At 62.3% G+C, this 18,367-nt stretch carries 14 protein-coding genes and 3 pseudogenes; 5 read left to right on the top strand and 12 right to left on the bottom strand.

Features of this window, described 5'->3' with window-relative positions:
- Positions 1 to 2 precede the first annotated feature (2 nt).
- Together tnpA and C464_RS15840 are read right to left on the bottom strand one after the other, a co-directional pair.
- Entirely contained in the window at positions 3 to 395 is a 393-nt protein-coding gene (gene tnpA, locus C464_RS15845; RefSeq protein WP_006114777.1) for an IS200/IS605 family transposase, read from the bottom strand.
- Between the two features lie 506 nt (positions 396 to 901).
- A complete protein-coding gene (locus C464_RS15840) occupies positions 902 to 1,333 on the bottom strand; it encodes an ester cyclase (RefSeq protein WP_239640245.1) in 432 nt (143 codons plus the stop codon).
- A 294-nt stretch (positions 1,334 to 1,627) separates the two neighbouring features.
- On the opposite strand from C464_RS15840, the gene C464_RS15835 reads away from it, so the two are divergent.
- Positions 1,628 to 2,884: an ABC transporter substrate-binding protein gene (locus tag C464_RS15835; protein ID WP_049911271.1), complete on the top strand. Its 1,257-nt coding sequence runs from the start codon at positions 1,628 to 1,630 to the stop codon at positions 2,882 to 2,884.
- On the top strand, positions 2,881 to 5,289 hold the full coding sequence (locus tag C464_RS15830) for a methyl-accepting chemotaxis protein (RefSeq protein WP_006114774.1): 2,409 nt from the start codon (positions 2,881 to 2,883) through the stop codon (positions 5,287 to 5,289). Before C464_RS15835 ends, C464_RS15830 begins: the two co-directional genes overlap by 4 nt.
- Before the next feature lie 202 nt (positions 5,290 to 5,491).
- On the opposite strand, the pseudogene C464_RS17730 reads toward C464_RS15830, so the two are convergent.
- The 10 genes and pseudogenes from C464_RS17730 to C464_RS15790 form a co-directional block, all read right to left on the bottom strand.
- Positions 5,492 to 6,126, bottom strand: a pseudogene (locus tag C464_RS17730) (IS6 family transposase).
- 105 nt (positions 6,127 to 6,231) lie between these two features.
- Positions 6,232 to 7,311 carry a LeuA family protein gene (locus C464_RS15825; RefSeq protein ID WP_006114773.1) on the bottom strand — a complete coding sequence of 360 codons (1,080 nt, stop codon included), beginning with the start codon at positions 7,309 to 7,311 and terminating at the stop codon, positions 6,232 to 6,234.
- A complete protein-coding gene (locus C464_RS15820; protein WP_080510473.1) occupies positions 7,308 to 8,591 on the bottom strand; it encodes a CaiB/BaiF CoA transferase family protein in 1,284 nt (427 codons plus the stop codon). The genes C464_RS15825 and C464_RS15820 overlap by 4 nt, the downstream gene beginning before the upstream one ends.
- Positions 8,588 to 9,721, bottom strand: a complete 1,134-nt coding sequence (locus C464_RS15815) for an ABC transporter ATP-binding protein (protein ID WP_006114771.1) — start codon at positions 9,719 to 9,721, stop codon at positions 8,588 to 8,590. Before C464_RS15815 ends, C464_RS15820 begins: the two co-directional genes overlap by 4 nt.
- 2 nt (positions 9,722 to 9,723) lie before the next feature.
- Positions 9,724 to 10,599 (bottom strand): carbohydrate ABC transporter permease, encoded by an 876-nt coding sequence (locus C464_RS15810; RefSeq protein ID WP_006114770.1) that lies wholly within the window; start codon positions 10,597 to 10,599, stop codon positions 9,724 to 9,726.
- Positions 10,599 to 11,513 (bottom strand): carbohydrate ABC transporter permease, encoded by a 915-nt coding sequence (locus tag C464_RS15805; RefSeq protein WP_006114769.1) that lies wholly within the window; start codon positions 11,511 to 11,513, stop codon positions 10,599 to 10,601. The genes C464_RS15810 and C464_RS15805 overlap by 1 nt, the downstream gene beginning before the upstream one ends.
- A gap of 9 nt (positions 11,514 to 11,522) precedes the next feature.
- The gene (locus C464_RS15800; RefSeq protein WP_006114768.1) at positions 11,523 to 12,824 is read right to left on the bottom strand and encodes an ABC transporter substrate-binding protein; all 1,302 of its coding nucleotides are present in this window, start codon (positions 12,822 to 12,824) and stop codon (positions 11,523 to 11,525) included.
- Positions 12,825 to 12,880: 56 nt separating this feature from the next.
- On the bottom strand, positions 12,881 to 13,570 hold the full coding sequence (locus C464_RS15795; RefSeq protein WP_006114767.1) for a helix-turn-helix domain-containing protein: 690 nt from the start codon (positions 13,568 to 13,570) through the stop codon (positions 12,881 to 12,883).
- A gap of 73 nt (positions 13,571 to 13,643) precedes the next feature.
- A pseudogene (locus tag C464_RS18650) lies at positions 13,644 to 13,780 on the bottom strand (IS6 family transposase); the annotation flags it as partial.
- A pseudogene (locus tag C464_RS15790) lies at positions 13,765 to 14,688 on the bottom strand (pyridoxal-phosphate-dependent aminotransferase family protein); the annotation flags it as partial. The pseudogenes C464_RS15790 and C464_RS18650, both read right to left, overlap by 16 nt.
- 220 nt (positions 14,689 to 14,908) lie before the next feature.
- On the opposite strand from C464_RS15790, the gene C464_RS15785 reads away from it, so the two are divergent.
- The 3 genes from C464_RS15785 to C464_RS15775 are packed head-to-tail and all read left to right on the top strand — an operon-like array spanning position 14,909 to position 18,288.
- Complete coding sequence (locus C464_RS15785) at positions 14,909 to 16,507, top strand: COG1361 S-layer family protein (protein WP_006114765.1); 1,599 nt, start codon at positions 14,909 to 14,911, stop codon at positions 16,505 to 16,507.
- Positions 16,497 to 17,510: an ABC transporter ATP-binding protein gene (locus tag C464_RS15780; RefSeq protein ID WP_006114764.1), complete on the top strand. Its 1,014-nt coding sequence runs from the start codon at positions 16,497 to 16,499 to the stop codon at positions 17,508 to 17,510. Before C464_RS15785 ends, C464_RS15780 begins: the two co-directional genes overlap by 11 nt.
- Positions 17,503 to 18,288 (top strand): ABC transporter permease subunit, encoded by a 786-nt coding sequence (locus tag C464_RS15775; protein WP_006114763.1) that lies wholly within the window; start codon positions 17,503 to 17,505, stop codon positions 18,286 to 18,288. Before C464_RS15780 ends, C464_RS15775 begins: the two co-directional genes overlap by 8 nt.
- Positions 18,289 to 18,367: the final 79 nt, after the last annotated feature.

The following is an 18,367-nucleotide window of genomic DNA, read 5'->3' as shown; positions in this document are numbered from 1 at the left end:
CGCTACTGGTCCTCCACGTACTCCATCAGCACGTCGATGCTCACCTGTCCGGTGGTAGCGAGAAAGTATCCCGGTTGCCAGAACGCGCTGCCGAGCGTCTGCCGAACCTCGGGGTTTTCGTCACGGATTTTGCGAGACGTGACGCCCTTGAGGGAGTTGATGAACTTTGTGAGGTCTGTCGTGGGCTTCGCCGTGAACAGGATGTGAACGTGGTCGGACCCGCCGTTGACTTTCTGAATACTCACGCCGAAGTCCTCAGAGATGTCGCTGGCAATCTCACCGATGCGTTCGGATATCTCGTCGGTGAGGACGTCCGCGCGGTACTTTGTGACGGTCACAAAGTGATATTGGAGCGCGTAGACCGTGTGCGACCTGGTTTCGAGGTTGTACTTCATTTGCCCGTACTAATTTCTATATACCCAATTCTAATAAAAACTCGTAGTCGTGGGGTATTTGAACTGTAACAGACGGTGGTTTGTGTAGATGTTGTCGGCTTCACGCCCGCGCTAAAGGGCGGGATTCTCGCCTTGAAGAAAGATAGTGCGCCGCATTCTGCCGGTCGTGATCGACAGTTCGGCAGTCGCCAGGGCTCAACGTAGACCCGCTCGTTGTGGTCACACGAGAGGCACGTCACCTCGAAGATACGCCGCCGATCACGATCGGCTGCGGCCTCGACATCTCGCTTTCTCCGGAGGTCGACGTTCGAAGTCGCGCTGACCACCTTCACGTCGTTACCTGAAACAACAGGTCGCTGAAGAGTGCGGGTTGACGACAAACCTGTCACGCATCCGGTTCGGTCCAAGCCAAGCTGAGAGCTCGCCCGATCAAGTCTATCGTCGGCACAGAGATTTCAACACAGCCGAAATAGTCGCCTTCACGCGGTACGATCGGATTATCTATTTCAGGAATCGGTCAGAGGAAATACATCGATGTCTTCCAAGAACCCTACCCAATGTGGGTAGGTACATGTTTCGACGAGCCGGCCGTCCTCAAATTTATTGAGTTCGAGGCCTTCCATCTCTATCGTCTGGTCGGTCGATTCGACGCCCTTGTATTCGCCTTTATGTGTTCCCGTCATGATCCAGCGGACCGTGACAGCGTCACCGTCCTCGCCGACAATCACGTCGTCTACTCTGAACTCCATATCAGGGAACATCTCTCGTGTGGTGCGAATAAGGTTCTTGTAGAGTTCCGCGCCTCCCGTCTGAACCTCACCGCCGCGAGTGAAAACGAACGCATCGGCGACGACCTCATCGACCACATCGAGTTCTCCGTCTGTCCATGCCTCCTCAAAGAGCCGGTGTATCCGCGTGGCGTTTGATGAGTCAGTCATCGTTGGATAGTGAGCCTACACATACAAATGTCACTTATTTTTTGATCTGCTGAACCCTCAGCAGTTGATAGTGAACCACGGACGTGAGACACCGATATCGCATAGTAGTGGGGTCGGACTCTGGTCAGTTAAGTGGATAGTCCGACGCTTGGGAGACAACATACTGCCTCAACCGGGGTCAACAGAAGAAGTGTAGCGGCGCCAGTCACCGCACTCCAAGTCAGCCTCACAGAACGTTATCTCATTTGATAACCTCGGCCGAAGATTAAATTGTCATGTGGGAGCATAACACGTATGTATAAACACGGACAAACACAACCACGCAGTCGACGTGGGCTGTTAGCCGCGGCTGCTGGAGTCACTACGTTTGGACTTGCGGGGTGTCTGGGATCGACTGGAGAAGCCGAACAGGGCCGCACGCCTCTAGCAGAGCGAACGCTTCGCTACGGGGGAGTGATGGCACTTTCTGGTGGCTTAGGTTCAGTCGGGGAACCTATTGCCGACGCAGTTGAACTCCCAGCGAAACAACTCGATGATTCAGATCTCGAGGCCGACGTGGAGTTACAGATTGAGGACTCAGAAACGACGGCGCGAGGGGGAATCAATGCGATGCGGACGCTTGTTGATGCGGGGTACCCCGCTATCGCTGGGCCGCTCGGATCTGACGTGACTCTACAAGCGGTCCAGCAGGCCTCAATTCCTGCGGAGGTAGTCAATTGCTCACCCGCTAGCACGACCCCGACCCTATCAATACTAAACGATCGTGGGTTCAGCTTCCGAACCGCACCAGACGACTCGTTACAGGCAGCCGTTGCCGCCCGGCTCGCAGCCGACAAACACGACGCGTCATCGGCCGCAACGCTACACATCGCTGGAGACTACGGCAGACAACTTTCGGGCGCCTTCGCCACGTCTTTCGGCGGTGAAGTACAGCGACAAGTCTCTTTTGACGACGAGTACGAAGACCCGCTGGCGGCTGCCCTTTCCGGCGACCCGGATCTACTCTTTGTGATCGGTTATCCGAAAGACGGCGTGGAGATATTCAGTCACTATTACGACGGCTACGAGGGTGATGAGGTCGTGTTCACGACCGACGGGATGATGGACTCTTCGCTCCCGGAACAGGTGGGCGAGCCGATGCAAAACGTCTACGGGACGGCTCCGTCCTCAAACGGACCGGGGTATGACGCTTTCGCAGAGCAGTATGAGTCTGAGTTCGGGCGCGAACCGAGCATCTTCACCGCAAACGGATACGACGCCGCCGCAGTGATTCTCCTCGCAAATGCCGCCGCAGGCGAAAACGATGGCGGTGCGATTCGGAAACAGATGCGTCGTGTCACCGCAGACGGGGGTACTGAGGTCACGCCAGACACCCTTGCTGAGGGCATACGTCACGCCGCAGCTGGTGACCCAGTCGAGTACCGAGGCGCGTCGAGTGAAGTCGTCTTCGACGAAAACGGGGACGTCTCTGGAATTGATTATCAGTATTTCCGATACGACGCTGACGGGTTCAGTGTTATCGAAGAGATCACCCCAGAGGTGGGCTCATGAGCGATACCGACGACCCACAGCAGGCTTCCGATAGGTCGAATACCGTCGACGAGTCGGCAGTCAGTCGTCTGGCGAGAGGTCTCACACCAGACGTAATCCGCCGGAACTACCGGTCGAAATTCATCATTTCCATCTTTCTTGTCGTAGTCGTTCTCTCTGCCGTGGGCGGGATAAACTACGTGAGCGCGGAGGCTACTGTTGAGCAGGGTGCCGAACAGCAGCTCACGTCGACCGTCGATATGCATGCTGACTCGATCAATGAGTGGGCAGTCTCCATGGAGACGCACACCCGCTCGGTCTCGTCAACGCAGGCACTTTCCGGGGCGGACTCTGGGACGGCTGAAGGAGAGTTGATACAAAAGCAAGCGCAACTCCCAGTCGACGTACGAGCCATCCACCTTGTTGATACTGCTGATGGAAGCGTCGTCACGAGTACGTCGCCGGATCGTCGCGGCGAGTCAGTCGACGACATCACAGCCCCGTGGAGTGACATACAACCCGGTGTTGATCTGACCTCGTCGAACGACGTGTGGAACTCCCCAACTGCCTATGAGTCGAACGCCATGGGCGATCAGGTGATGGCGTTCGCTAGCCCTGTTGAGGGCGACGAATCCCGTGTGGTTGTCTTAGTGGGTACACTTGAGTACCGGGTGGACAACCTCCGACAACTCCACGCTGATCAAGAAACGATGATCGTCGGCGGGAACGGCGACATAATCCTCGCTAGTGGTAACGGTAGCGTAAACGCGGATGATAAAGTCGTCTCCGAACTCGGTGCATCTCGTGGCGAAACTGCCTTCGACCGAGGCGACGATGAGGTGGCAGCGTACGCTTCAACTGGTGATAAAGACTGGGTCGCCGTCACCACCGTCCCCAGCGAACAGGCGTTCGCCGCAAGCGACGCAGTTGGGACTAGTGTCTTGATGGTGATCGGTGCCGGACTGCTGTCGCTCGTCGTTGTCGGACTCACTTTGAGCCGACAGACAGTCGCCCCACTACGTGACCTTCGCGACCGCGCAGAGCGTATGGAGTCCGGCGACTTGTCGGTTGATCTGAAGACAAATCGGATCGACGAGATCGGTCGTTTGTACGGCTCGTTCGGCGCGATGCGCGACTCCCTCAGCAACAAGATAGATGAGGCAGAGACCGCACAGGAGGCCGCCGAGACCGAGCGTGAGCGGATGGCGCAGCGCAACGAGCGGCTACAATCAACCGCCGACGACTACGGCGAAACGATGCGGAAGGCTGCCGACGGCGACCTCACCGCGCGGATGTACACTGACGCGGACGACGAGGCAATGACGGCGATTGCTGAAGAATTCAACAGTATGGTCGCAGAGATAGAGCAGACGTATGCCCGCCTCACGGCGTTCGCAGACGAGGTGGCTTCCGCATCCGAGCAGGCAACCACGTCCGCTGAGGAGGTTGCCGAGACAGCGTCAGGGGTCGCCGGCTCGGTCGATGAGATTTCGCGGGGTGCTGCCGACCAGAGTGAGTCGCTAACCGAGGTGAGAGACGAGATGAGCGACCTCTCGGCGACGATTGAGGAGGTTGCCTCGTCCTCCGACCAAGTTGCCGACGCAGCCGCGCGGACCGCAGAGGCAGGTGACCGGGGACAGAAGGCTGCCAAAGACGCTATCAACGAGATGGAAATCACAGAGGAGACGGTTGAGGAGGCTGTCGGAGCGATCCACGCCCTCGACAATGAGGTGAGCGAGGTGGACCAGTTGATAGATCGGATCTCCGAAATTGCAGAACAGACAAACATCCTCGCACTGAACGCGAACATCGAAGCCGCCCGCTCCACCGGCGAAGCTGGAAAGGGGTTCGAGGTTGTCGCAGAAGAGATCAAGGCGCTATCTGACGAGGTGAAAGACGCGGCAGAGACCGCAGAATCGCGTATTGACGCGATCCGCAGACGTATGGACGAGTCGACGGCCGAAGTTGAATCGACAAGCGAGCAGATTGACGATGCTGCTACACGCGTGGAGGCGGCCGTCGACGACCTCGAGCACATTGCTGACCTCGCGGACGAGACGAATGACGGCGTCCAAGAAATATCCGATGTGACCGAAGAGCAGGCCGCATCCACGGAGGAAGTCGTCTCTATGGCCGATGAGGTGGCGGCGATTAGCGAAGAGACAGCGTCCGAAGCGGATACTGTCGCTGCCGCAGCCGAAGAACAGACCACCTCTCTCACGGAGGTTTCTGAGTCTGTCTCGTCGCTTTCTGACCGAGCCAATCGGCTCTCGGAGATGCTCAAACAGTTCGATACGGATGTGGGGGCCACGCCGGCAGAGGTCGAGAGAGACTCTCCAACACCTGATCCGCAACCGGCAAAACCAGACTCGAGTGACCCCGGAGCCGGTGACCATTCCCCACCAGGCGAGGTGGAATCTGACTGAACGATAGAACAGAGCTCAGAACCTGTTCTTCGTGAGCTCAACAAAGCCGTTGTTCAGGTAGGCGGCTGTACTGAGTCGAACAATACGCACCCTTCAGCGATCAGTCATTTCAGGCAAGGACCTAGCTGAAGAAGAGGATTTCAACAGAGCCTCTCAAATCTATGTGCGACTATGAGTTTCATTTCTCTTTTGTACGTAGTGTTCAAATAAGCTGATTCCATGCGAAACTGAACGATTTGATCCAATTGTCGGCGGTTTCTGCTTCGATGTTGCTGAAACAGCTTGAGAAATCTATATTTCGACGGTTTATCACTCTAAAGACACGTTCGACGCTGTTCCGACTTCCATGTTTCTCGTATCTGAAATCAAAGTCGTGGCGTTGACACGCATATTGTAACGAGTGCGATCCATCGACGAGAAACACGGCGTCGGAGACGTCGTGTTTCTTGGAGAGTTCCGTTAGAGACGAATGAGGGAGAATCTTTGTCGTCGTTGGCTCAACTTTTGTATCGAGCAATTCGTTTGTTTCAGGATCGACAGCAGCATACAGCCAATATTGCTCATCATTGATTCGGATCACAGTCTCGTCAACCACAATGTGATCCCGACACCGCCCACCTTCAGGCTGTAGATCGACTTTGTGAGCCTAACTATGAACCGTCGATCGAGTACATTCGACACTAAATATCTCAAGAATAAAACTGTACTCGAAAGTGATAGGCCAGCAAGATGGAGCTGAATACCGAGCTTCATCAGCAATCTCGGTGTCGCTCCTCGTTCGACAAATAACAATTCGAGCTGGTTGATAATACCGCTGAGGCGTGTGTTTTCAGGCATAAACTACTCAGAAAACACACCGCCTCACTCTTTTTCCTTATCTGAACACCGCCGCTCGTGTCAGGAAATCTTCGGTCGGCGGCGGTTCTGCGCGGTCTGGGGTGTTCAGCCGTCCACGTCGTTCGCCACTGCGATCGCCTCCTCAACTCCGATCTCCTCGTCCAAGTCTCCGAGTCGAGCGAGCAGCGCTTCGACGCGGTCGTCCGTGGGTTCCCGGCCCGCGCGTTTGAGGAGCTTCCGGGCCGCACCGGCGCCAGTACTCACCCCGAACAGAAGCCGCCGCTTCCCCCCAAAGCGGACAGGGTCGAACGGCTCAAACGTTGACGGCTCGTCCAGCATCGCGGCGGTGTGGAGGCCAGACTCATGTGAGAACACCTCAGCGCCGAGTAGGGGCTTCGTTGGTTTCACGTCCTCGCCCAGCGCGTCCAGCACGCGGTTGGCGACGGGGAGCAGCGACGACTCGTCCACCGCAAGGTCGATCGGCTCCCCGCCGACCGCGGCGGCGGCGACGAACTCCTCGGTGGCGGTGTTGCCTGCTCGCTCGCCGATGCCGCCGATCGACACGTCAACCTTCCCGGCGCCAGCGCGGCCCGCCGCCAGTGCGTTCGCGGTGCCAACGCCAATGTCCTCGTGGAAGTGGACACCGATGGACCCGAGGTCTGCGTCGAGGGCCTCGAGGAGCCGCTCGACACCCGCCGGTGTCCGGGAGCCGACGGTGTCCGCGACGGTATACCAGTCGGCGTCGACCGCGGCGAACAGGTCGTCGAGGTGGGCGGGACAGGTGCGAAATCCATCCATCGCAGTGAAGTGTACGTCGGAGCCGCCCTCCCGGGCGAGTTTGGCGGCTTCCTGTACCGACTTGATCATCGACTCGCGGGAGGCGCCGAGGACGGCGTCCAGTTGCGCATCGCTGGCCGGTGCGAACAGGTCCACCACGTCGACGCCGGCATCGAGCGCGGCCGCCACGTCACTCGGGATCGCTCTGGCGAGGCCAGTCACGTCGGCTTCAATGTCGAGTCGCTTACACACCTTCTGCGTTCGTTCGCCAGCTACTGGGAAGCCGATCTGGACGAAGTCGGCGCCAAGCCGGTCGAGTTCGCGGGCCGCATCGACCTTCTGCTCGACCGTGTACTCGACGCCCGGACGCTGTTCGCCCTCCCGCAGCGTGAGATCGAGGAGTTTCATACCGCCCCTGTGTCGCGGAGTCGCTCGCGCTCCGCCTCGTCGTAGCCCAGTGCTTCGAGTACGGCGTCAGTGTCTTCGCCGAGTTCAGGCGGGTCGGCATTCTCCACGCGGTCGAACCTAGTCGAGCGGGCAGGGTAGCGCGGTACGTCTATGTCACCGCCATCGCCCTCCGTCGCGTGGATCGTGCCCAGCGCGTCGGTCTGTCGGAGGTACGGATCGTCAATCACGTCCTGCGTGTCGTTGACTGGTGCGACCGGAACGCCAGCGTTGCGGAGGCGGGAAATAAGTTCCTCGGCCTCGAACTGCTCGCAGGCTGCGGCGACGCCCTTATCTAGTGCCTCGCGGTGGTCGCGGCGGTCGTCGAGCGTTGAAAAGCGGGCGTCTTCGTGGAGGTCGGTGTCGAGCACCTCACACATCGCCTCCCACTGGGCCTGTGAAGACGGACCGACGAACACCCACTCCTCGTCGGCGGACTGGTACGCGTTGTACGGTGCCCAGTTCGGGTGGCCGGCGCCGATTGGTTCAGCCACCTTCCCGTAGGCCTGTGTGTACGCCAGCCAGTAGCCCATTAGCGAGACGGTGCTTTCGTACAGCGGGACGGTGACATGTTGGCCATCCCCGCTGGCATCGCGCTGGCGCACGCCGCCGAGGATGGAAATGGCGCCGTACAGCGAGGCGGCCATGTCCGCGAGGCTGGTCCCAGACCGAACCGGTGGTTGATCAGGGTGGCCCGTGACGCTCATCACGCCGGAAAGCGCTTCTGCGACGGGGTCGAGCGCCGGGTAATCCTCATAGGGTCCTTCGTTGAACCCCTTAATCGAGCAGTACACCAGTTCTTTGTTGATTGTTTTCAGATCGTCGTAGCCGACACCAAGGCGGTCAGCGGTGCCAGTGGCGAAATTCTCGATGAGCACGTCCGACTCCTCCACGAGGTCCGCGAACACCGCGCTGCCCTCATCGGACTTCAGGTCGAGGGTAACGCCAAGTTTGTTGCGATTGACGTAATTGAACGAACTGTTTCCGACCTCCGAAGAGTCTCGGACTGCGTCACCGCCCTTGGGGTGTTCCACCTTGATGACCTCGGCGCCGAGGTCGGCCAGCAGCATGGAACAGAACGGGCCGGCGATGATGTGACCTAATTCTAGTACCGTCACGTCCGAAAGCGGCCGCCCCTCGGCGCCGGGGAGCAGGTTCGGGGCGATTCGGTGGCCGCCGTCGGTGCGTGGTTGCCGATCTGTTCTGTGCCGTGTGTCGTCGGTCGAATCGTCGTATCGCGTCATTGAGAGGGGGAGGCGGAGCGGGCAGCGACGAGCACGTCGCCGTGACAGATGGTTTCGCCGTCTTTGTCGAACACGAACGCGTCGCCGCCGTCGAATCCAACCGAGAGTTCGTCGTCAGGGCCGGCGTCACCGACGCGCTCGTCGACGACGTTGATGTGGGTGCCGTCGACGCTCGTGCCGTGGACGACAAACTCCGTACCGAGTTGTTCGACGACGTCCACTATCACTCTGACGTGGTGGTCACCACCGTCGGGCGAGAGATACTGCGGCCGGATGCCGACCGTTACCGAGTCGCCGATACGGTCGGCGAACAGGTCCGACGGCGCTGGGATCTCGAACTGCTCCCCAACGATAGTCGGGGCGTCGCCGCCGACCTCAACGGTCGCGGGCAACGTGTTGGTCGAGGGCGTGCCGATGAACTCCGCGACGTACTGGGACACTGGCCGGTCGAACAGATCGCTTGGCGGCGCGAACTGCGCGAGGCGACCCTCCTCCAGCAGGAGCACATGGTCGCTCATCGTCATTGCTTCTGTCTGGTCGTGGGTGACGTATACCATCGTCGCGTCCATCTCCTTGTGGAGGCGCTGAACCTCAACCCGGAGTTCGGCTTTGAGTTTTGCGTCTAGGTCGGACATCGGCTCGTCAAGCAGGAGCACGTCGGGGTCTTGTACGAACGCACTGCCGAGCGCGACGCGCTGTTGCTGGCCGCCGGAGAGTTCAGCGGGCATCTTCTCCAACTGTTCGCGGATCTGGAGAGTTTCGGCCGCCTCGTCGACGGCCGCGTCGCGTTTGGCCTTTGGGACGCCCGCGACTTTCAGCCCGTAGGCGATATTCTCACGCACGGTCATGTGAGGGTAGAGCGCGATGGACTGGAACACCATCGCGGCGTTGCGGTCCTGCGGGCGGACATCGGTCACGTCGCGGTCGCCGAAGTGAATCGTCCCCGAGGTGGGGGTCTCCAGCCCGGCGATCATCCGCAGCGTGGTGGTCTTCCCGCAGCCAGAAGGACCGACGATAGTCGTGAACGACCCCTCGGGAATCTCCAGTGAGAGGTCGTCGACGGCGACGTGGCTCGCGCCGGCGGTGTGGTACTCCTTGCGAACGTCATCGAGTCGTATCGGTTGTGCCATAGTTATTCGAGTCCTCCAACGTTGAAGCCCTGTAGCAGGTAATTCTGGAGGAACAGCGCGATCGCGAACGGCGGGAGCGACATCAGCACTGCCGCCGCCATAGTCTCGGACCAGCCGATGCTCACGCGGTCGAGAAACAGGCTAGCGCCGACGGTGATCGGGTACATCTCTTGTTGACTCATTACCACACGGGCCATCGTGAAGTCGTTCCACGCAACCGAAAACGAAAAGATGGCCGTGGCAATGGTGCCGGGTCGCGCGACGGGGAGAACGACCTCCCAGAGGGTACGGGTTCGGCTTGCGCCGCGGATCCACGCTGACTCCTCCAGCGCGATGGGCACCGTCTGAAAGTACTGCCACATCAGCCAGATGCCGAACGGCGCGGAGATACCCGTCAGCGCCAGCGTTAGCGCGAAGTAGCTGTCGAGCATCCCCAGCGAGAAGAAGATGACGTACAGCGGGATGGCGAGCACGATCGGACTGAACATGTACGCGAACAGTACCGCACGCGCGGCCATCGTCTTCCCACGGAACTCGAAGCGGGTCAGCCCGTATCCCGCCGCAACCGACAGTGCTGTCGCCAGCAGCGTCGAAGACGCCGTGACCACGAAACTGTTGAACAGGTAGCGGGGGGTGCCGGTCTCCGTGAACAACAGGACGAAGTTATCGAACGTGAACGAATCAAACAGCAGGTTCACTTGTCCACCTCGGAAGGTCGTCACCGAGGGCTGGAACGCGATAGCGATCATCACGTACACCGGGATACTGACAAAGATCGCGACGAGCAGGGCTGTGAGAATTACTGTCACTCGACGCACCTGTTCCTGGGTTCGTTGGCTGACGAACTTCCCGGCGGCGCCCTCGCCGAGTCCCAGCATCACGTAGTCACCTCCTGTTCGGGTTTGAACGCCCAGAAGTACACCACCGCGACGGCTGCGAGTAGCAGAAACATGATGCCTGCAAGTGCGGTCGCACCGCCGAAGTCGGGCGATCCGAGGAACGCCAGTTCGTACACCATGATCGGCAGCGTCGTCGTTGCGTCCAGTGGGCCGCCGCGGGTCGCGAGGTAAATGATGTCGAACTTGTTGAACATCCAGATCCCCCTGACGAGAATGATGATCAGGATCGCTCCCCGAAGGTTCGGAATGGTGATGTCACGGAACGCCTGCCATGTCGACGCACCCTCGACACGGGCGCGCTCGTAGAGGTTCGGATCGATCGCCTGTAGGCGCGCAAGCAAGATGAAGAACGCAAACGAGCCGTACTTCCAGACGCTCGCGACGATAGCCGCGGGCATCGCCCACGTCGTCGACGAAAAGAACGCCAGGGGCTCCTGAATCACCCCGTAGTCGAGCAGGAACTGGTTCACCGCGCCGACGTTGGGGTCGAGCAGGAACGTCCACATGAAAATAACCACGAGTGTCGGCAGGAGGTACGGGAAGATCATCATGGTCCGCAAGGCGTTGCCGCCCTTGATTTTCCGGTTGACCACGAGCGCCAGTCCTAGCCCCAGCACGAGGCTGAGAACCGTCGAAGAGAGCGCGTAAACGATGCTGTTCCACAGCGCGGTACCGAACAGTTCGGAGGTGAGGACATCGACGTAGTTCCCAAGGAACGCAAACTCCGCGGCGCCGGTCGGGTCCGAGAACAGGCTCATCCCCAGCGCGTAGCCGATGGGGACCCCCCAGACCAGCACAAAGAACAGCGTGAACGGGACAAACATCGCGAGCAACAGCAGTCGCTTCTCGTCGAACTCGCCGAGCCTCCCCTGTAACGTGCTGACAGCGGACATCGAGAAGCGTTACTCCTCCTCCTGAAGGCCGCGAAGTTCCGCCGCCACCCAATCGACCGTCTCCTCGGGTGACTGGCTGCCAACAAGCATCTGCTCGGCCGACTGCCCGAACAGCTGTCCACTGTATGCGTTGGCGGCCGTGAGGTTGGGCGCCTCCTCGTCACCCGTCGCGAGCACGGTGGTGAACGCATCCCAGTTGTCCCGAACCAGATCTACCGCCTCCTGGTGCTCTGCCAGAACCTCGTTCTCGGTCATCTGGTCGCTGTTCATGAGCTCCTCAGTCGGCGGCCATTGGAACAGTGGCGCCGACAGCACGAAGTCGAGGAAGCGCTCGGACTCGCTGAAGAAGCGGGTGAACTCCTGTGCGCCCTCGGTTGCCTCGCCGTCGTTCCGGACGACGTGGCCCTCCATGTACGCCCACCACGTGTCTTGGGAGCCGCCCTGTGGGATCGGGAACCCGGTCGGTGAGAGGTTATCGACGAGGTCAGGTCGGTTCTGGCGGATGCTTAGGATCGGCAGGCCGCCGACGGACATCAACGCGGCGGCGTTACCCTGCTGGAGCGCTTGCGTGCCGTCGCCCCACTCCCAGCCGGAGCCGTTCGGTGCGTACTCGTTGATGCTTTGGAGCCACTGGTAGGTCTCGACCGCGCGCTCGCGGTTCTCACCTTGGTCGATGGTAATCTGAATGTCATCGGAGGGGCCGCTGTAGATCTCCACGTCGTTCTGCCAGAGGTATTGGGTCGTCGACGTGTCGGCGTTGTTGGTCTGGCCCGTTGGGACGACGTAGCCGTTCATGTCCTCCTCCTCGCTGACGCGCTGGGCCTCGCTGAGCCAGGTCTCGAAGTTCGTCGGGTTCTCCTCGTACAGGTCGTTGCGGTACCAGCCCATCAGGGGCTCGACCATCGTCGGCGCGAAGTAGGACTCGCCGTCAATGTTGACTGGGTCCGGGAGTCCAACGTCCTGTACCGCGCTGGTGACGGTCGCGAGGCTGCCGTTCTGCTGGTACCGGTAGGCGTCGGCGGACGTGTCAAACACTAGATCCGGGGGGTTCCCGGCTGCGAGCATCTGCTGGAGCTCCTCGTCCGTCGATGTCCCGCGCGAGGTGTAGGTGACCTCGACGGTGTAGTCGAACTCGTTCTCGAACTCCTCGATGATGTCGTCGACGACGTCGCTGGAGTCCCCACGGTCGGAGAGGTACCGGATTGTGTTTTCTCCGCTGTCGCCACCACCGAGGCAGCCCGCGATTCCAAGCGTCGCTGTTGTTCCAGCCGTACCGATGAACCGCCGGCGTGTGAACTGTTTACGTTCCATACCGTCTGTCACTATAGTCCGTGAAGGTTTGCCTTCCGCCTACACTGGTAGGCTTTTTATTTATCTGACGGATCGGTAGCCCGTTCGCCCCCCAGCATGAGCTCCGCCTCGTCCGGCCCTGGTACCTCGGTCCGGCCGCCGCGGCCGAGGGCATCCGAGAGCAGCGCGCGCTCCGCTTTCCTGAGGTGTTCGAGGAACGTCGAGTGGGCGATCCCCAGCTCACCGGCAAGCGTCTCTGCGTCGGTCTTGCGTGGCCACTCGTAGTAACCGCGCCGCAACGCCGTCGAGATCACCTCCGACTGGCGTTCCGAGAGCATGCTCTCGGGTTCGAGGTAAGGGGTGAGCCGGCCGAGTTTGACAGTGCTGATCGAGGCGAGTTCCTCGATTATGTTGCGGAGATCTTGTCGGCGGTACACCACCATGTCGAACACGCGCTGGTCGCCACTGACCTGATCGCGCCCCTCGAGCATCCCGTGATTTTCTCGGATGATCGGGAGCGCGCCGCAGGCATGTTTCGTCACCGCCAGCCGGCTCTCCTCGACCCGGTTGAGCGCCGTCACCTCGTCCGACGCCTCGAAGGCGGCCTCGATTTCTTCGATCCGGTCACCGGCGTCGAGCACAAACCGAACCTTGCCGCCGTCAATTAATTCTTCACTGTGGACAGTAAAAGAAAAGTTCCACTTGTTCGTCACCTGACTGAGGATACAGTTCGTGTCCAGTTTGAGGTAGATTTTGGCCCGGTACATGCCCCCGGTGGGAGGTGGGGTCTACACTTGATTCTTGCCACCATACGCCACGTAGTGTTCAGGTGAGCTTATTTCACGGGAAGCTGAACGATCTGAGCCAATTGTCGGCAGCTTCTGCGTTGGCGTTGCTGAAACAGTTTGAGAAACAGGCTATTCGTCGTTTGTTTCTCTAGCAATACGTTCAACAGCATTCCGATTTCTATGGCGGTCACCATCGGCGAACTGCGCTCGGGCTCCGGATACGGCTCCAGCCCCAGCTCCGCCCCGCGCTCGCGACACCGCGCCGCCGCGGTGCGATGACGCTCTCGAACGTCGTCGAGCCCCTCCTCCAGCCACAGTCCGAGCGCCGCGTCGAGCGCCACGACCTCGGTCGTGAGGTGGGTGTACGGGAATCCCCCTGAGGTGTTGCGCCACGGCAGGAAGTTCGTGTACAGCGAGTGCGGGTCGCGCTCCTCCATCGCGGTCCACGCACGCTCGCTGATCACGGCCGTGGTGAGCCCCGGCGGCGCGCTGAAGCACTTCTGGGAGGCGCCCAGACAGACGTCGATCCGCTCGGTCGGCACCCTCGCCCCGCCGAGCGAGGAGACGGCGTCGACGACAGTGAGGACCTCGCCGTCGGTTTCCTCCAGTAAGTCCAGCGCGGGCCCGAGGTCGTTGAGCGTCCCCGTGGGCGTCTCGCAGTGGACCATCGTCGCGACCTCGAAGTCGGCGTCTCCCCGGGCGAGCGCCGACTCCAGCTCCGCCAGCGGGAGCGGCTCGTCGTAGTCGGCCGAGACGAGGGTCGCCTCGCCGCCGTACGACTCGACGAAGTCGGCGAAGCCGTCTCCGTAGAGCCCGTTCGACAGGCAGAGCACCTCAGTGCCGGGCTCGACGAGCGAGGCGATCGCGGCCTCCAGGCCGAGGATCCCCTCGCCGCCGGGGACGACGACGTCGCGGGCGGACCCGTCGTCCGCTCCCCCCTCCTCGCCGGACTCGACCCCGTACACCGTCCCCAGCCGGTCGGTGAGTCGATCGTAGATCCGCCGGAACTCCGGGCCCACGTCGGGATCGATCAGCTCGCGGCTCATCGCGTCGCGGACGAGTTCGGGGACCGCGGTCGGTCCCGGCGTCATGAGCATACACCGACACTCGGTTCCAACGGAATAACCGCCCCGTCCCGCTCGACGCTCCAGATCGAAGCTGCCGCCACCACACCGAGAACGAACCGAAGCTGTCGCCACGCGTAAACATATATGACCGGCGAGCGGAGTGGAGGACATGACAACCAAACAATACGGCCGTCCGGGCTCGTCTCGATCGACCGAGCGAACGGACGCGGCCGCCGGGTCGGTGAGGTGAATGGCGCGCCGACCGCTCCCGGCCCTCGCCGTCGTCGCCGTCGTCGTCCTCTCCGTCGCGGCGTTCGCCGGCTTCGCCGTCGCGCAGGAGGAGCCGCCGTTCGTGCGCGGCGAGCCCGAACTGGACGTCTACGTGCCGGACTCGACCGTGTCACCGGGGACGGCGACGGAGCTCACGCTACAGGTCGCGAACGACGGCGACGTCGACGCGGGATCGGACGCCCGGCGAGATACCGTCACGACCGCGCGCAGCGTCGTCGTCGAGGTCCGAGCCAGACGCTCCCCGCTCGTCGTCGAGACCGGTCGGTTCGCCGTCGGGTCAATCGGCGAGGGAGCGGTTCGCGAGGCGCCCGTCTCCGTCGTCGTCCCGGCCGACGCGGAGCCGGGGCGGTACTCGCTCGACGTGCGGCTCGAATACTCGTACACCTCCCTGTCAGCGCCGCGGAGCGGCGTCGTCCAGGACCGGACGCGGACCCGGACCGAGTCGGTATCGGTGACCGTCGACGACGCGCCGCGCTTCGCGGTACGGACGGTCGAGACGGACGTACAGGTCGGCGACGCCGGAACGCTCGTGGCGAACGTGACCAACGTCGGCGGAGAGCCCGCGCGCGACCTCTCGGTCGAACTCGCCGCAAACGGCCCCGACCTCGCGCTCGGCGAGACGGAGCGGAACACCGCCCGGATCGACCGGCTCGGTCCCGGCGAGAACGCGACGATCAGGTTCCCGGCGAGCGTCAGCGCCGACGCCGCTGCCGAGTCGTTCGACCTCACCGGCGTCGTGCAGTACACCGACCCCGACGGCGTCCGCGGCGCGCAGACGGACATTCCGGTCGGGCTCCGACCGCGCGCGGAGCAGTCTCTCTCGGTCGCGGTCGACGACGCCTCCCTCCGCGTCGGCGAGAACGGGACCGTCAGCGGGACGATCCGGAACGACGGGCCGGCGGAGGTTCGAGCGGTCGTCCTCGCGGTCGGCGACGGGGCGTTCGTCCCGCGCAGCCCGCGGTACGCCGTCGGTGACCTCGACGCCGGCGAGAGCGCTGCCTTCCGCTTCCGCGGGGAGGTCCCGGCGAACGCCGACTCGGTCCCCCAGCCGCTGGTCCTCTCGACCAGCTACCGGAGCGCAGCCGACACCGAACGGACGACCGAAGCGACGGTGCGCGTACCGATCGCCGAACGCCGAGACGCCGTGGCGGTGTCCGCGCTCGACTCGGAGTTCGCGGCCGGCGAGGAAGGCGTGCTGCGGCTCGAGGTGACGAACCGCCGCGACGTTGAACTCCGCGACGTCGAACTGCGCCTCGTCGTCGACCAACCGCTGGAGAGCGAGTTCCGGACGACGGTGATCCCGTCGCTCGCGCCCGGGGAGACCGGAGAAGTCGCGTTCGACCTCGCGGTGGACGGCGACGCGCCGGCGACCCGGTACCCCGCGAGCGTCGAAGTCGCGTACACCGACCCCGACGGCGTCCGCGTCGACGGCGACACCGAGCGGGTCGCCGCCTCGGTCGTCGAGTCGTCCGGGGACGAGATACCCATTGAAGTCGGCGTGTTGATCATCCTCCTCGTCATCGTCGCCGCCGGCGCGTGGTGGTTCTATGTCCGGTGAGGCCGACCGACCCCTCGTCGTCGAGGGACTCACCAAGGAGTTCGGGAACGTGGTCGCGAACGACGCCGTGTCCTTCGCCGTGAACGAGGGCGAGGTGTTCGGCTTCCTCGGACCCAACGGCGCGGGGAAGTCGACGACGATACGACTGCTGTTGGGGCTGTTGAAACCCACCTCGGGGACGGCGACAGTGCTCGGCGCCGACGTCCGCGACGAGGCCGCGCTGACCGAGGCCAAGCGCCGGATCGGGTACCTCCCGGCACACCTCGGATTCGCCGAGGAGGCGACGGGGGAGGCGGTGCTCGAATACCACGGCGCGGTGAAAGGCGACAGTCGCCGGGCGGAGCTGTTGGAGCTGTTCACCCCGCCGGTCGACCGTCCGATACGGGAGTATTCGACCGGGAACAAGCGGATGCTCGGTCTGGTGCAGGCGTTCATGCACGACCCGGACCTCGTGATCATGGACGAACCCACCTCGGGTCTCGACCCGCTCAAACAGGAGGCGTTCAACGAGTTCGTCCGGGACGAGCGGGACCGCGGCACGACGGTGTTCTTCTCCTCGCACGTGCTGAGCGAGGTGCGGCGGGTCTGCGACCGTGTCGGCATCCTCCGCGGCGGGTCGGTCGTCGAACTCGAGAACGTCGAGGCGCTGCTCCACCGAGGCGGGAAACACGTGCGGGTCCACGCGAGCGATGCCGCGATTGCGACGATAACCGACCTCGACGGCGTCGTCGACCCGGACCGGTTCGCCGAGGGCGTCCAGTTCATCTACGCCGGCGGCGTCAACGCGCTCCTCCGCGAACTGGCGGCTCACGACGTCCGCGACGTGGAGGTCGGCGAGCCCCCCATCGAGGATGTGTTCGCGCACTACTACGGCGGCGAGGGAACGCCGGACGGGTCGAGCCCGACCGAGGAGGCGTGGGACGGAAGCGGTGGAGCGACGGGCGAGAGCGACGGGGCGGAAGCGACGAGCGAGAATGACGGAACGGGGGCAACGAATGTTTGAGACCGCCCGAAACGAGGGGCGGCGGCGACTCCGCGGCGCCGCGATTCTCACGGCCGGCGTCGGGGCGTACGTCGGATTCATCGTCTGGTACTTCACCGTTCTGGAGGGGGTCGACTACGAGGACGTCTTCGAGGACCTGCCGCCGGCGATGCTGGACGCGTTCGGCATCGAAAACCTATCGACGATCGAGGGATTCCTCGGCGCGCAGGTGTTCAACTTCGTCTGGCTGCTCGGACTGGGCTTGTACTTCGCGTACGTCGCCGGCGGCGTGATCGCGCGCGACGTGGAGACGGAACGGATGGACCTCCTCCTGTCGTTTCCCGTCACGCGGTCCCGGCTTCTCGTCGAGAAGTTCGCCGCGCTGCTCGTGCCCATGATCGCCGTCAACGCCGGCGGCGGCCTGCTGGTCTACCTGTTCGTGATCGCCGTCGGAGAGCGAATCGCCGTCGATCACCTCCTCTTGGCGCACCTGCTGTCGGTCCCGTTCCTCCTCGTCTGCGCTGGGATCGGCCTCGTATTCTCGGTCGCCGTCGACCGCGCGGCGATCGCCGAGCGAGCGGCCGTCGGCACCGTCTTCGTCCTCTATCTCGTCGAGTCGGTCGTCGGCGGCGCCGAGGGGTACGACTGGATACAATACCTGAGTCCGACGCAGTACTATGAGCCGACGCCGGTCCTGATCGACGGGTCGTTCGAACCGATCGACTCGATCATCCTGCTCGTCGCGTTCGCCGGCCTACTGATCGCCTCACAGGCGCTGTTCCAGCGCCGAGACATCTGATTCGAGTGGTAGAGCGCTCCGACCACCGTCGAGTGCTCACCGCGACGACCGCGTTAGTAGATGACAGGCAGGCGGCTCT

The organism is Halorubrum coriense DSM 10284 (assembly GCF_000337035.1).
Classification (GTDB): Archaea; Halobacteriota; Halobacteria; order Halobacteriales; family Haloferacaceae; genus Halorubrum; species Halorubrum coriense.
This window is presented reverse-complemented; position numbering and strand designations above follow the sequence as displayed.